Origin of the sequence: Pseudomonas sp. NPDC087342 (genome assembly GCF_044744265.1) — a bacterium.
Lineage (GTDB): Bacteria > Pseudomonadota > Gammaproteobacteria > Pseudomonadales > Pseudomonadaceae > Aquipseudomonas > Aquipseudomonas nunensis.
Map to the genome: position 1 here is coordinate 70,932 of NZ_JBIUXZ010000005.1, position 14,524 is coordinate 85,455.

10 protein-coding genes and 1 pseudogene are annotated in these 14,524 nt (G+C 59.6%); 7 read left to right on the plus strand and 4 right to left on the minus strand.

Annotated elements, in window-relative coordinates; genetic code table 11:
* Positions 1–26: 26 nt before the first annotated feature.
* Complete coding sequence (locus ACIOYV_RS14355; RefSeq protein WP_401324494.1) at positions 27–1,667, minus strand: methyl-accepting chemotaxis protein; 1,641 nt, start codon at positions 1,665–1,667, stop codon at positions 27–29.
* A 608-nt stretch (positions 1,668–2,275) separates the two neighbouring features.
* Here ACIOYV_RS14355 and ACIOYV_RS14360 point away from each other — a divergent pair.
* The 5 genes and pseudogenes from ACIOYV_RS14360 (at position 2,276) to treS (ending at position 8,370) form a co-directional block, all read left to right on the plus strand.
* Positions 2,276–3,649, plus strand: coding sequence for a c-type cytochrome (locus ACIOYV_RS14360; RefSeq protein ID WP_401324496.1), 1,374 nt, complete (start codon positions 2,276–2,278; stop codon positions 3,647–3,649).
* Between the two features lie 15 nt (positions 3,650–3,664).
* Entirely contained in the window at positions 3,665–4,204 is a 540-nt protein-coding gene (locus tag ACIOYV_RS14365) for a sugar dehydrogenase complex small subunit (protein ID WP_401324497.1), read from the plus strand.
* The gene (locus ACIOYV_RS14370; protein ID WP_054053098.1) at positions 4,201–5,835 is read left to right on the plus strand and encodes a GMC family oxidoreductase; all 1,635 of its coding nucleotides are present in this window, start codon (positions 4,201–4,203) and stop codon (positions 5,833–5,835) included. Before ACIOYV_RS14365 ends, ACIOYV_RS14370 begins: the two co-directional genes overlap by 4 nt.
* Positions 5,832–6,128 (plus strand): annotated as a pseudogene (locus ACIOYV_RS14375) (helix-turn-helix transcriptional regulator); the annotation flags it as partial. The gene ACIOYV_RS14370 and the pseudogene ACIOYV_RS14375, both read left to right, overlap by 4 nt.
* Positions 6,129–6,303: 175 nt before the next feature.
* The gene (gene treS / locus ACIOYV_RS14380) at positions 6,304–8,370 is read left to right on the plus strand and encodes a maltose alpha-D-glucosyltransferase (protein ID WP_054053100.1); all 2,067 of its coding nucleotides are present in this window, start codon (positions 6,304–6,306) and stop codon (positions 8,368–8,370) included.
* 134 nt (positions 8,371–8,504) lie between these two features.
* On the opposite strand, the gene ACIOYV_RS14385 is transcribed toward treS, so the two are convergent.
* The 3 genes from ACIOYV_RS14385 to ACIOYV_RS14395 form a co-directional block, all read right to left on the minus strand.
* Positions 8,505–9,836, minus strand: a complete 1,332-nt coding sequence (locus tag ACIOYV_RS14385; RefSeq protein WP_401324499.1) for an OprD family porin — start codon at positions 9,834–9,836, stop codon at positions 8,505–8,507.
* A gap of 63 nt (positions 9,837–9,899) precedes the next feature.
* Positions 9,900–11,444, minus strand: coding sequence for an MFS transporter (locus tag ACIOYV_RS14390; protein ID WP_401324501.1), 1,545 nt, complete (start codon positions 11,442–11,444; stop codon positions 9,900–9,902).
* A gap of 10 nt (positions 11,445–11,454) precedes the next feature.
* Positions 11,455–12,663 carry an aspartate transaminase gene (locus ACIOYV_RS14395; protein ID WP_401324502.1) on the minus strand — a complete coding sequence of 403 codons (1,209 nt, stop codon included), beginning with the start codon at positions 12,661–12,663 and terminating at the stop codon, positions 11,455–11,457.
* A gap of 389 nt (positions 12,664–13,052) precedes the next feature.
* Between ACIOYV_RS14395 and nac the strand changes: the two genes are divergently transcribed.
* Positions 13,053–13,958: a nitrogen assimilation transcriptional regulator NAC gene (gene nac, locus ACIOYV_RS14400; RefSeq protein WP_401324504.1), complete on the plus strand. Its 906-nt coding sequence runs from the start codon at positions 13,053–13,055 to the stop codon at positions 13,956–13,958.
* 114 nt (positions 13,959–14,072) lie between these two features.
* On the plus strand, positions 14,073–14,501 hold the full coding sequence (locus ACIOYV_RS14405; protein WP_401324505.1) for an acetyl-CoA carboxylase biotin carboxyl carrier protein: 429 nt from the start codon (positions 14,073–14,075) through the stop codon (positions 14,499–14,501).
* Positions 14,502–14,524 lie beyond the last annotated feature (23 nt).

The following is a 14,524-nucleotide window of genomic DNA, read 5'->3' on the forward strand; positions in this document are numbered from 1 at the left end:
CAGAGCCGCTCGTCCTGTTTCGGTGCTTACAAGCGGAAGCGGTTGACCAGGGTGTTGAACGAGATTGCCAGGTTCGACAGCTCTTGGGTTGACGCGTTGGTCTGATGCGCACCCGCCGCTGTTTGCGCCGACAGGTCCTGGATATTGACCAAGTTGCGGTCGACTTCACGGGCAACGTTGGCCTGCTCCTCCGAGGCCGTTGCGATGACTATATTGCGCTCGTTAATCTGCGAAATGCCTTCTGCGATCAGTTCCAGCGCCTCGCCAGTGGCATGAGCGAGTGACTGGGTATCGTTGACCAGTGCCTGGCTTTTGCCCATGGCGGACACGGCCTGATCGGCGCTGGTTTGCACGGCATTGATCATGCCTTCGATTTCGCCGGTCGACGCCTGGGTGCGTGCGGCGAGTGCGCGAACTTCGTCGGCGACCACGGCGAAGCCGCGACCCTGCTCGCCGGCCCTGGCGGCCTCAATGGCGGCGTTGAGGGCCAACAGGTTGGTCTGTTCGGCGATACCGCGAATCACGTCCAGTACTTTACCAATTTCACGGACTCGCCCCGCGAGATCCTTGACCATGGTGGTCGACGAGGCAATTTCAGAGGTGGCGTGGTTGATTGCAGTGACGGCGTTCCGGGCTTTGTCGCGGCCATTGCTGGCCTGTTCGCTGGTCGAGCGTGAGGCTTCGGAAGTGGACACTGCATTACGCGCCACTTCTTCCACCGCCGAGGTCATTTCGGTTACCGCTGTAGCGGCTTGCTGAATTTCGTCGTTCTGGCGGATCAGGCCTCGACTGCCGTTATCGGTGACAGCGGTCAGTTCTTCCGCTGCCGAGGCCAGTTGGTCAGAGGCGCTGGCAATTTGCTGGATCGTTTCCTTCAAGCTGAGTTGCATGTCGCCGAGGGCGGTCAGTAACTGGCCGGTTTCATCGCGCCCGGTGCTGACGATAGCCTCGGTCAAATTACCCTCGGCAATGCGCTGGGCGCTGGCTACTGCGGTGGCGATGGGACGGCTGATCAGGCGGCTGATGAACAACCCCAGCAGAATCGCAGCGATGAACGCCAAGACGATGCCCGAGTACAGGGTATTTTTGGCAGACGACTCTTGAACGGTGGCGTCTGCCGCACTTTCCGCGACCTGACGGTCATTGGAGTCGACCATCACGGTCAGTTCATCCATGACTACGCGATAAGTCTTTTGCAGGTCGCCGAGGAGCAGGGCACGGGCTGGTTCCAAATCATTGGCATTCAGCAAAGCGATGTATTGCTGGACCTTTGCCTGATACACCGGCCAGTCGCGCAACATCTTGTCACCTGCCGCCCGCTCATCGTCAGCCAGGGGGCGCTTACGGTATTCGGCAAACGCTTGCTCGCTCGCCAGTTGGTTGGCCTTCATCGAGGCGATGAACTCGTCTTTCACATTCTGCGGCGCGTTGGAGGCGTGGGCGATGTATAGCCGATAAAGATCGCGGCTTTGCCCAACGGCCTTGGTTTTGGTTTGAGCGGTGTTCGCGATGGCAACCAGGTTGTTGTTGAACACGGACTTCAGGCTCTCCGACAGCGCGGCCACGCCCCGACTTCCCAGTACGCCAACGCCGAGGGTGATCAGCGCACAGAGCGCGAATGAAGTGATTAATTTAGTCGAAAGTTTTGCGTCGTTAAGCCAGCTCATCGGTATGTCCTGAAAAGGGTTTGACTGAACAGTCTATGAAGTGGACCGACGTCACTGATGTGATCGGTCGTCGTATGTCTATCGACAAATTCGCAAAAGGCTAAAGCGCCACGTAGTGCGAATGCCTGAAAAACCCCTCTAGAACGGGCGTTTCGACGCAAAAATTCACCTGTTTCGTGCATTTGTGAGGCGTTTTTCAGAAATTGTCAGACGATCTGTGCAAGTCGTTATTTTTGAAATAAATCAATTTAAATCAACTATATAGATGCTTTTATGTTGATGACGGCAATCAAAAATAAAAGCACAGGCATGCAAGCATGAGCAAAACTGAAAAAAATCCACTCGCCCGCGTTCAGATTCACATTAATGTGACGATTCTCAGGCCGTAAATATCGTTAAGACGGCCGTAATAGACGCATTTATCGAATAATAAATTTTTGCATGATGGCGTATTGCCAGGTGTTTCGGAGTGTGAAATATTCTTTCCGTGAAAACATATGACATCGTATGACATGGCAAATTTGTCAGTGATGGCCGAATCTTGAAAGTCATGAATGCAGTTGCTCAGGGTAGAAGACATGCCGAGTAAAACGGGTAAGGGAAAAGGCATGAGAACTGCTTTTAACGGATTACTGACACTGCTGGTTTGCGCCGCTGGCGGCGCTCACGGTCAAGTACTGGATGCCTCGGCGTCGCCGGGTAAGCGCCTGGCGGTCGCGGCGGATTGTGTGGCTTGTCACACCGCGCCAGGGGGCAAGCCATTTGCGGGTGGTTATCCGCTCGGTTCGCCGATGGGGGTCATTTATTCGACCAACATCACCCCCTCCAAAACCGCTGGCATCGGTGGCTATACGAGCGAGCAGTTTGCCCGTGCAGTACGAGACGGGGTAACGCCAGATGGCACGCTTCTCTACCCGGCAATGCCGTATACCTCTTACGCGAAAATGACCGACGCTGATGTGGGTGAGCTCTACAACTATTTCATGCACGAAGTACAGCCTGTCGATGCGACGACGCATAAAACTGACCTCGATTTCCCGTTCAATATCCGCTCCTCGATGCTCGGCTGGAACGCGCTGTTCCACAGTCAGAAGCGCTTTACTCCGGATCCGGGCAAATCCGCCGAGGTGAACCGAGGTGACTATCTGGTCAACGCACTGGCCCATTGCGATACCTGCCATACCCCGCGCAACTTCCTGATGGCCGCCGATACCAGCAAGCCGCTTGCCGGTGGTTCGCTCGGCAGTTGGTATGCGCCTAACATCACGTCCGACAAAACCAGCGGCATCGGCGCGTGGTCCAGCGATGAACTGGTCGCTTACCTGCGCACCGGTCACGCCGAAGACAAAGCGCAAGCCGCCGGACCGATGGCCGAAGCGGTCGAACACAGCCTGCAACACTTGGATGGCGCGGACCTCAAGGCCATCGCGGCCTACCTGCTGCAAACACAACCGATCAACACCGGAGAGACCAAGGCCAGACACGAATTCGGCCAAACCTCGACCGATGAACTGACCCTGCGCGGCGGCAATCCCGAGGACAATCCGGGCTGGCACATCTTCAGTGGCACATGCGCCAACTGTCACCAGGCCAACGGCCAGGGCACTCGCGAGTATCCTTCGCTGTTCCACAACACCGCCACCAGTCGCAGCGACAACTTGATCGCCGCGATTGTCTACGGCGTGCATCGCGAAGTAGACGGTGTGGCAATCGACATGCCCGCATTCGGCCCCGACGCACTGTTCACCGACCGCCTCAACGATCAACAGATTGCCGACGTCAGCAACTATGTGCTGTCTCGTTACGGCAACGCCGCCCTGAAAGTGAGTGCCGCCGACGTGGCGCAGGTGCGGGAGGGCGGGCCGAAGGCACCGCTGGCGGTCATGGCGAAATTCACCATTCCAGTCATCGTCCTTGCGGCCGTGCTGATCGGTCTGATGGCAATGATGTTGATCTCGCGCCGTAGACGCCAGGAGGTCTGAACGATGGATAATTCGATGACTGACAAACCCACACCGATTCCCTCCGCCTCCTCGGTATTCTCTCGTCGCAGCCTGCTGCGCGCCTCTGTCGCCGTGGGGGTGAGCGCGATGGTCAGCGGCCTGATGCCTTGGCAATCGGTCATGGCGGCTGCGCAGTCAGACGCTGATTTCATCGCCCTGTCGCAGTTTCTGGTGAGCCGTACGGTCAACCCGGTTCTGGCGGCACGCTATTACGCGGCACTGGCCAAGCGAGCACCGAACTTCATGACCAACGTGATTGCCCTCAAACAACTGGTGGGCGAGCGGGGCTTCAAACACGTCGATGAATACCTGGCACTGACCGACGCAGATCCTTCGTTGAAGGCGACCGCGACCAGCATTATTTCAGCCTGGTACCTCGGCGTTGTCGGTGAGCCGGCCGACGCGCAAATGATCAGCTATTCGCAAGCCATGATGTACGGCCCGACCCACGGCATTCTCATCATCCCTACTTATGGTGGCGGCCCGAACTCTTGGGGTCCCAAACCAGCAGCCACTCAGGATTTCAAACTATGAGCAACGGTGATTTCGACGCCGACGTAGTCATCATCGGCTCCGGTGTCATGGGCGGCCTGATTGCAACCGGTCTGGCCAAAGCGGGCAAATCGGTGATCGTTCTCGAGGCGGGGCCGCGGGTCAATCGGCGGGATGTGGTCGAGACCTTCCGCAACGCGCCCGTCAAGCTGTCCCTGGCCAACGCCAAGTTGCAGGGGGCCGGATCGCCGTACCCGAGCTTGCCGCACGCGCCGTCGACGTACGGTGATTATTTGCAACAGGTCGGGCCGGTCAAATACAACACGTCCTACTTGCGGGTTGTCGGCGGCACCACTTGGCACTTCGGCTCGTCGCTATGGCGCATGCTGCCCAACGACTTCCGGCTGAAGTCCTTGTACGGTCGCGGTCGTGACTGGCCGATCAGCTACGACGAACTGGAACCGTTCTATGCCCGGGCCGAGACTGAATTGGGGGTGTCCGGCGTCGATGGTCAGGATGAAAGCGGGCAGGGCGGCGACGCTTTTCCGCCACGTTCGATTCCGTACCCGATGGAAGGGCTCAAACCTAGCTACATGTTCACCCGACTCTCGGAAATGCTCAGCAAGGGCGGATACAATCCGATACTCGAACCCAATGGCCGCGCCACCCGCCCATACGGCAAGCGACCACCCTGCGCCGGTAACAACAACTGCAACCCGGTGTGCCCGATTGCCGCCAAATACGACGGCTCAATGCACATCGACGAAGCGGAGCGCCATGGCGCCAAGGTGTTGGAAAACTCAGTCGTCTACAAAATCGAAGCTGGGGATGACGGCAAGATCAACGCCATCTGGTACATGCGCCCCGACAAGTCGACCCACAAGCTGACGGCTCGCTATTTCGTACTCGCGGCGTATGGCATCGAATCGCCGAAGCTGCTGCTGATGTCGACCTCCGATAAGTACCCGAACGGCATTGCCAACTCTTCCGATCAGGTGGGCCGTAATCTGATGGACCACACCGGTATCAGCATGAACGTCATGACCAAGGAGGACATGTGGCCCGGTGAAGGACCGACGCAACTGCTGGTGTATCTGAACAGCCGCGACGGTGCCTTCCGCAAGGATTACCCGGGATACAAGATCAAGGTCCGCAACACGGTTCCGACCTCGCAGATCACCACTAACCTGATCGCCAAGGGTGTGTTGGGCTCCAGGCTGGACGAGCAGATTCGTTTGCAGTCGGCACGCTCACTCAACTGGGCCGTAGACTTTGAAACGCTGCCGCTGCCGGAAAACCGCGTGACGCCGAGCAAGACCAAGTTCGACGCCGTTGGACTGCCAGTACCGGAGATCTACTACAGCGTTCCTGACTACTGGCATGCCGGCAAAGAGAAAGCGCTGGTGGACTTCAAAAAGTTCGCGGAACTGCTGGACGCCGATATTCTCAGCACCGATGTCAACTTTCAGAACCGCCAGCACATCATGGGCACGACCATCATGGGCGACGACCCGAAGGACTCGGTAGTGGACCGCGATTGCCGCAGCCACGACCACGCCAACCTGTTCATCGCCGGCACCAGCGTCATGCCGTCGTCATCTTGTGTCAACCCGACGCTGACCGGCGCGGCGCTAAGCATCCGCATCGCTGATGTGCTAGTGAGCGAGGTCTAGGTCTGCCGCAGGTGGTTGCTGCGACTGATCTGTCACCGACGTACCTGACGCACTGGCTGCGCAAGGAAATCGGCAAGACCTTCACCGAACTGGTGCTCGAACGCCGGATGCACGTAGCGCGCAATTATTTGCTCAATGGAGCCCGACCGGTGGGGGAGGTGGCGAGGTTGTGCGGTTTCGCCAACGAGGCGTATTTCTCGCGACGCTTTCGGCAGATCCACGGCCAGCCTCCCGGACAGTTCAGGCGTCAGCAGCTCAATCCGGATACGCCGCAATCACTCTCCAACACGTGATCTTCAGAGGCAACGCGCGTGATGCGGGGCTTCGAACCAACCGCCTATCTCCAGCTTCCTGCCACTCCGACGCAACGAATGCCACGCCAGGCCCTCATATAAAGACGAGCGAAGCCTTTGCTGTACGTAGGCACTGGCCAATTGCGGTTTTACTCCGACAATAGGTAATTGTTTTATGACGGCTGCTGAAAAGAACCAAGTGACCTGGCTGGTCGAGCAATCCATGCTGCATGCGGCAAAACAACGGGCCAAGTTGTATTCCGGGCAAGGCCGGCTGTGGCAACAACCGTATGCGCATACGCGGCCCCGGGATGCCTCGGCCCTGGCGTCGGTGTGGTTCACCGCGTACCCGGCCTCCATCGTGACCCGTGAAAATGGCACGGTGCTGGAGGCGCTGGGGGATGAAACCTTGTGGCATGCACTGTCGAGAATCGGTATCCAGGGCATCCACAACGGGCCGCTGAAAATGTCCGGTGGCCTGACGGGGACTGAACACACGCCAACGATTGATGGCAATTTCGACCGCATCAGTTTCGAGATCGACCCGCAACTGGGCACCGAGGCGCAGCTTCAGGCACTGACCCGCATGGCCGCTGCGCACAACGCGGTGATCATCGATGACGTGATCCCTTCGCACACCGGCAAAGGCGCGGATTTCCGTCTGGCCGAGATGGCGTATGAGGATTACCCGGGCCTGTACCACATGGTCGAGATCCGTGAGGAAGACTGGCCGCTGCTGCCGGACATCGCCGAAGGCCGCGACGCGCAAAACCTCAGCCCGGCGCAGGTCGATGTGCTGCGGGACAAGCACTACATCGTCGGGCAATTGCAGCGTGTGATCTTCTTCGAACCGGGGGTCAAGGAAACCGACTGGAGCGCCACCGATGTCGTGATCGGCGTCGACGGCAAGCCACGGCGCTGGGTCTACCTGCATTACTTCAAGGAAGGGCAGCCGTCGTTGAACTGGCTGGACCCGACCTTCGCCGCGCAGCAAATGATCATCGGTGATGCGTTGCATGCCATCGATGTCATGGGCGCGAAAATTCTGCGCCTGGACGCCAACGGCTTCCTCGGCGTGGAGCGCAAGCTCGACGGTACCGCCTGGTCTGAAAGCCATCCGTTGTCGATCACCGGCAATCAGTTACTCGCCGGGGCGATCCGCAAGGCCGGTGGTTTCAGCTTCCAGGAACTCAACCTGACCGTCGACGACATCGCCGCGATGTCCCACGGCGGCGCCGATCTCTCGTACGACTTCATCACGCGTCCGGCTTACCAGCATGCGCTGTTGATGGGCGATACCGAATTCCTGCGCCTGATGCTGCGGCAGATGCACACCCAGGGCATCGATCCGGGCTCGCTGATCCATGCGTTGCAGAACCACGACGAACTGACTCTGGAACTGGTGCACTTCTGGACGTTGCACGCCCACGACACCTACCTCTTTCAAGGCCAGACCTTTCCCGGCAGCATCCTGCGTGAGCACATCCGCGAGCAGATGTACGAACGCCTGGCCGGCGAGCACGCGCCTTACAACCTGAAATTCGTCACCAACGGCGTGTCCTGCACCACCGCGAGCATCATCACCGCCGCGTTGGGAATCCGTGACCTTGACGCGATCACCACCGCCGACATCCAGCAGATTCGCCAAGTGCATTTACTGTTGGTGATGTACAACGCCATGCAGCCGGGCGTGTTCGCGCTGTCGGGTTGGGATTTGGTCGGTGCGCTGCCGTTGCCGGCGGAACAAGTCGAGCATCTGATGGGCGACGGTGACACCCGCTGGATTCATCGCGGCGCCTACGACCTGGTCGACCTCAACCCGGATGCGCCGTTGTCGGCCGGGCAAATGCCGCGACCGAAGACGTTGTACGGCAGCTTGCCGAGCCAATTGAAAGACCCGGATTCGTTCGTCTCGCAGTTGCGCAAAATCCTCGCCGCGCGCCGCGCCTACGACATCGCCGCGAGTCGCCAGATCCTGATCCCGGACGTCGAACATCCTGGGCTGCTGATCATGGTCCACGAATTGCCGGCCGGCAAAGGTACGCAAATCACCGCGCTGAACTTCGGCTCGACGCCGATCACCGAAACCCTGCACCTGCCCAATATCGCGCCGGGGCCGGTGGTCGACATCATCAATGAACGGGTCGAAGGTGATCTCACGCCTGAGGGTGAGTTCACCATCACGCTGGATGCTTTTGAAGGTCTGGCGCTGCGGGTGGTGAGCACTTCGCCGATGCTTTAGGGCTGCGCAACCAAGGTTGAGGTGGTTGTGACGAGGGGAGTTGAAGCAACGGGGATTATCCCGTTGCGACGGCGTTCATGGGATCGGGCAACACACACTGGACGACGATGCGCATCATCCAGTGCGCCGCGCGTTTACAGGATGTTCAGCGGATAGCTGATGATCACCCGATGCTCATCGCTGTCCCGTTGCGTGGAGACTTCAGTACGCAACGAGGCATGACGCAGGGCGATGCTCAGGTCCTTCAGCGGTCCTTGCTGAATGACATAGCTCACCGTCAGGTTACGTTCCCACTCGCTCTTGTCACCTGTCGGGGTACGGATGTTTGAGCCGCTTTCGTACATGCCCAGGAAGCTCAGGCCCGGAACCCCGACCCTGGCGAAATCATAGCCATAGCGCACCTGCCAAGTGGTTTCCCCGGCGCGCTGAAACTTGCCAATCATCGATTCCGTCATGAAGTAGGCGGTGGAACCGTCACCTTGGTTCAACCAGACCGCGTCACTGTCGCCGCTGACTTGCTGCAGGCCGGCGGCGAAGGTGTGGCCGTTCACCAGGTAGGTGAATTGTGCGCTGTCCAGGCGACTGTCGACTTTGCCTTTGGTGACGCCATTGCCGTAGTAGCCGAAGGTGTAGAAATCCGGGTCATGCCCGTTGGCGCCATCGGAACGGTTGTCGAAGTGACGCAGATCGGTACGCAGGGTGCCGGGGCCAACTTGCCAATCGTATTTCAGTCCCAGGAAGTTCTGTTTGTAAAACTCCTGCAGGTTGCCGTAGTAGTACTGCAACGTCAGGTCTTTGGTCGCTTTGTAATCCACGCCACCATAGTAGAACTTGTTGACGAACTCACCCGTCTGCGCGTTGTTTGCACCGGGAATCGACATGCCCATCTGATTGCTCGAACCGCGACCTTTGACGTGCTCCAGCTGGCCGAGGGTGAAGGTGAAGTTTTCCAGGTCCTTGGACTGAATCTGCCCGCCATTGAAGGTTTGTTGCAGCATGCGGTCGGTGGACATCACCACCGGCAACATCGGTACCAGCGTGCCGTATTTCAGTTCGGTGTTGGAGAACTTCGCCTTGGCTGTCAGGCCCAAACTGCCGAACTCATCCACGGCACGGCCGTCGCTGTCGGTCGGGAAGACGTTACCGTTGAAGGCCGTACTTTGCGGGTTGTAGTGCCGACCTTTGCCAGAGTCCAGCCGCACCCCGAACATGCCAATCGCATCCACACCGAAACCGACGGTGCCCTGAGTAAAGCCCGACTGAAAGTTGGCGATGAAACCCTGGCCCCATTCCTGTGTGTAATTGGGGTCGGCCGCGCCGCTGCGGTTGTCGGCATTGCTGAAAAAGTTACGCGCCAGCACGCTGAGTTTGCTGTCTTCCACCAGGCCGGCGGCGTAACCCTGTTGAGCGATAATCAGGCCGCAAATGCCGGCCACTACTTTAGGTGCGCGATTGAAAAGCTCCATCGGAGTCATCCCCATGAGTTGTCGAATGTTGTGAGAGGCAGTCAAAAGCGGCAGTAGACGTTTTTATTGTTTTTCAGGAGCTACGGTGGCCGGTGAAACGTTCAGTTTCACGGGCGGCAAGCGGTACAGGGTGAACAACGCCAATACGCCGAGGCCGGCACACAGCAGCAGGCCGACGCCCACCGACTGGGCCAGTGCATCACGGGCCAGGTTCAGCCATTGCGGGTGTTCGAGCAGGGCGGCGTCGGGGCGCAACAGGACCTGCGGATCAGCGTACAAAACCAATTCGTCGAGGTGCCCTTGGGCAATGAACAGTCGTTGCAGGTTGGCGCTGTACAGCAGGTTGACCAACACCCCCATTCCCGCAGTGCCCAGCAAACCACCGACCAGGCGCAGCGATTGGGTCAGCGCGGTGGCGATGCCCAGGAACTGGCGTTCGGCGAGGGTCTGGGTGAAGACTGTCAGGTTCAGCAGGATGAAACCCAGGCCAAGGCCCGCCAGCAGGATCAAGCCGAGTAGCGCATTGAACGAAGCACCGCGTCCGGCGAAGGCCAGCCCGAGGCAAGCCAGCAGCAGCGCGACAAAACCACTCAGCGGCAACAGGTTTGGATTACGCAAGCGGGTGACGATGCGACTGTTGACGATGGCACCGAGGGTGATGCTCAACGCCAGCGGCGTAATCAACAGGCCGGCATCCTGCGGCGAGTAGCCGTAGCTGCCTTGCAGTAACAGCGGCAGATAGAACAACAGCGAAAACATGATCGCCCCGGCAGCCATCGACAGCAGGAACAACAGGCGCATGCTTGGTAATCCGAGTAACGCCGCCGGCAGCAGCGCGTGTTGGCAGCGTCGTTCCCAGTGCCATAGGGCGAGGGTGGCCGCGATGCAGCTCAGTCCCAGCGCCGCGCTCAGGATCAGGCTGGAATGGCCCAGCCATTCGACGAACAACTGCAGGCTGCCGAGCGCCAGGGCGATCAGTAACGCACCGGGCCAGTCGAGGCTGATTTTTGCGCGCTGCTGCGGGCGGTAATAAGGCAGATAGCGCCAGGCAAAAAACAGCGCCAGGCAACCCAGCGGCAGATTGATATAGAACACCGAACGCCAACCGTAGGCCCCGGTCAGGTAACCGCCCAGCCCGGGTCCGATGGCGTTGACCACACTGAACAAGGCACTGAGCAACATCTGCCAGCGCAGGCGTTGGCGGGTGTCGGGAAACAGTTCCGGAATGCAGGCGAACGCGGTGCCGATCAGCATGCCGCCGCCGACACCCTGCAAGGCGCGACCGATCACTAGCCACAGCATGTCGTTGGCCATGGCGCAGACCAGCGATGCCAAGGTGAAGATCACGGTGGCGGCGATGACGAAGGGTTTGCGTCCGTAGTAATCGCCCAGTCGGCCAAAAATCGGGATGGTGACGATGGACGCCAGCATGTACCCCGTGGCTACCCACGCGTAAAGCTCAAACCCCTTGAGCTCGGCGACGATGCTCGGCAAGGCGTTGCCGATTACCGTCTGGTCGAGCGCCGAAAGCATCAGCACCAGCGAGATGCCGAGCATCGCCAGCAGCGCTTGCCGAAAGCTCAGGGGCGGGTGGGTTGCCACGCTCATCGCCGGCTCCTCAGCTCAACGCCGCAACGGCAGCGGCAATCCGTGCGCAGCCTTCGTCGAGGGTCTTGATGTCGGTGGCGATCGACATCCGGAAGAACGGCGCGAGTCCATACGCGGTCCCGGCCACCACGGCCACTCCCTGACTTTCGAGCAGGTACATCACCACGTCGTAATCGGTGTCCAGGCGTTTGCCTTGAGCTGTCGATTTGCCCAGCAAACCCGAGCAGTTCACGTAGAGATAAAACGCCCCGTCGGGTTTGCGGCAACTCAGGCCATCAATGGCGTTGAGCAGGTCCAGGCAACGATCACGGCGTTGCTGATACACCGCCACGCTTTGCTTGACGAAAGTCTGGTCGCCGTTAAGCGCTTCGACTGCTGCAGCCTGGCTGACCGAGCAAGCGTTGCTGGTCGATTGCGATTGCAGGGTCGCCATGGCGCTGATCAGGTCGGCCGGGCCGGCGGCATAACCGATTCGCCAGCCGGTCATGGCGTAAGTCTTGGACACGCCGTTGACCACCAGCGTGCGCTCGGTCAGTGCCGGTTCGATGGCGAGGATGTGCGGGTTATCCAGACCTTCGTAGCGAATGTGTTCGTAGATGTCGTCAGTCATCAGCAGTACGTGCGGATGGTCGAGCAGCACATCGGCCAGGGCGCGCAGTTCGGCAGCGCTGTAGCTGGCGCCGGTCGGGTTGCTCGGCGAGTTGAGCAGCAGCCAGCGAGTGCGTTCGGTGATCGCGTCGCGCAGTTGCTCCGGAGTCAGCTTGAAGGCGTTTTCTTCCGGGCAGGCGAGGGTCACCGGTTCACCTTCGCAGGCCAGCACCATGTCCGGGTACGACACCCAATATGGCGCCGGAATCAGTACTTCATCGCCCGCGCCGAGGGTGGCGGCGAAGGCATTGAAAATCGCACTCTTCGCGCCACTGGTGACCAGAATCTGATTCGCGCCGTAAGTCAGGCCGTTTTCCCGTGCCAGCTTGTCGACAATCGCCTGACGTAATTGCGGGGTGCCGGCATTTTGCGTGTAGCGGGTTTCGCCCCGTTCGATGGCTGCGCTGGCCGCTTGCCGAATATGCACCGGGGTATCGAAGTCCGGCTCACCGACCACCAGATTGATGATGGATTTGCCCTGCCGGCGAAGTTCGTTCGCACGGTCGGAAGCGGCGCTGCTGGGAGACGGCTTGATGCGTTGCACACGGGCGGCGATGCGGGAGGCGGTCACGTGTCGTTCCTCGTTATGACGTTGACGAGGTCCTACAGTACGAGCCGCTAACCGGGCAGCCATAAGACGAGATCGTTCTGGTCGGATAGGAATCGCTTATGGCTGGAACTGAACAGTGCTTGCACCAGGTTGGTGCGACCAAGCCTGTATGACCGAGACGGGGGTCGACTGACGTCGCCATCTCCCAGCCATAGCAAAGCCTTATGGTTGAGACGCAGAACCTGTAGGAGCAAGGCTTGCCCGCGAAGAGTGCGGCGCGGTTTTTCAGGTATCACGCGTCATCGTTCTTCGCGGGCAAGCCTCGCTCCTACGGGTTTCGGGACCGGCTGGCCTGGCTCTTGCTAAAGCCTGTGGGTTGACTCCCTTTTTCGAGCAAGAGCATCGCCACCGTGAACCTGCGCCGTTTGAAGTATTTCGTGAAACTCGTCGATATCGGCAGCATGACCCAGGCCGCCGATGTGCTGCATGTCGCGCAACCGGCATTGAGTCAGCAACTGGCCACGCTGGAAGCGGAACTGCAGCAGCAATTGCTGATTCGGACCAAACGCGGCGTCACTCCGACCGAGGCGGGGAAGGTGCTCTACGGTCATGCGCAAATCATTCTGCGTCAGTGTGAGCAGGCCCAGAGCGACATCAATGCCACGGGACATGCCTTGTCCGGGCAGGTGTCGGTAGGCCTGGCGCCGGGCACTGCCGCATCGACACTTTCCCTGCCGCTGTTGCGCCGGGTGCGTGAGCGCCATCCGGGGATTTTGCTGTATCTCAATGAAAACTTCGGCACCACCTTGAGCGAGCTGATCATGAACGGCCGGATGGACATGGCGGTGCTCTACGGCGGGCGGGAAGTGCATGGCTTGAGCTTCATTTCGCTGCTGCGCGAACACCTTTATCTGGTGAGCGCTGATCCGGCGGTCAGCGCGCTCGACGAGATTCCCCTGGCCGAACTCGCGGACATGGACATGCTCCTGCCACGGCCCTACAACGTCATGCGGCGTTTGGTGGATGAAGCCTTCCAACGCATCGGCATGAGCGCGCGGGTGGTGGCGGAAATCGAATCGTCGATCACCTTGACCGCCGCCGTTGCCGAGCACTTCGGCTCGACGATCCTGCCCGAATCCTCGGCGCGGGTGATGGTGGCGGCTACCTCGATGCACATGTGCCGGATTGTCGAGCCCGAAGTCGAAGCGCCGCTGGCGCTGTGTCTGTCCGGTCACCTGCCGCTGTCCGTGCCGGCCCAGGCGGTCAAGGCGATCCTGCTGGAACTGGTGGCGGAGATGCGCGGCAGCCTGATCTGAGCAGTCATAAGGACGGCTTATTACCCCAAAGCCAAAGCGTCTTGGTCGTCTTCGGACGGGCTCGCTACATTGACCCCATCCACTCAAGACAGCTCGACAGGCAGGGGCCCACGCATGGATTCAGAACGCATCAAGGGGTTGATCGATTTGCTCGCCGAATCCGATCTGCTCGAACTGAGTCTGACCGAAGGCGACAGTACGATTCGCCTTTTCAAGCAGGCCGGAACAGTCGTGGTAACCGAGGCGCAGGTCGATCCATTGCCGTTACCCACCGAGCATTCAGCGAAGGTGGCGACCCCGTCGGTGACGGCCACGGAGATCAAGGCCAGCCTTTACGGCGTGCTGCATCTGACGCCGGCGGCCGGGGAGCCACCCTTTGTGGTTGTCGGCGATCAAGTTGAAGCGGGACAAACCCTGGCGGTCCTCGAAGCGATGAAAATGTTCCACCCGGTCAAGGCCAAAACCGCCGGCCGAATCAGCGCGATCCTTGCCCAGAGTGGCGTCGAAGTCGAAGCCGGTCAGTCGTTGTTCCGACTCGGTTGATCCCACGCTCTTACGTTTTCAGG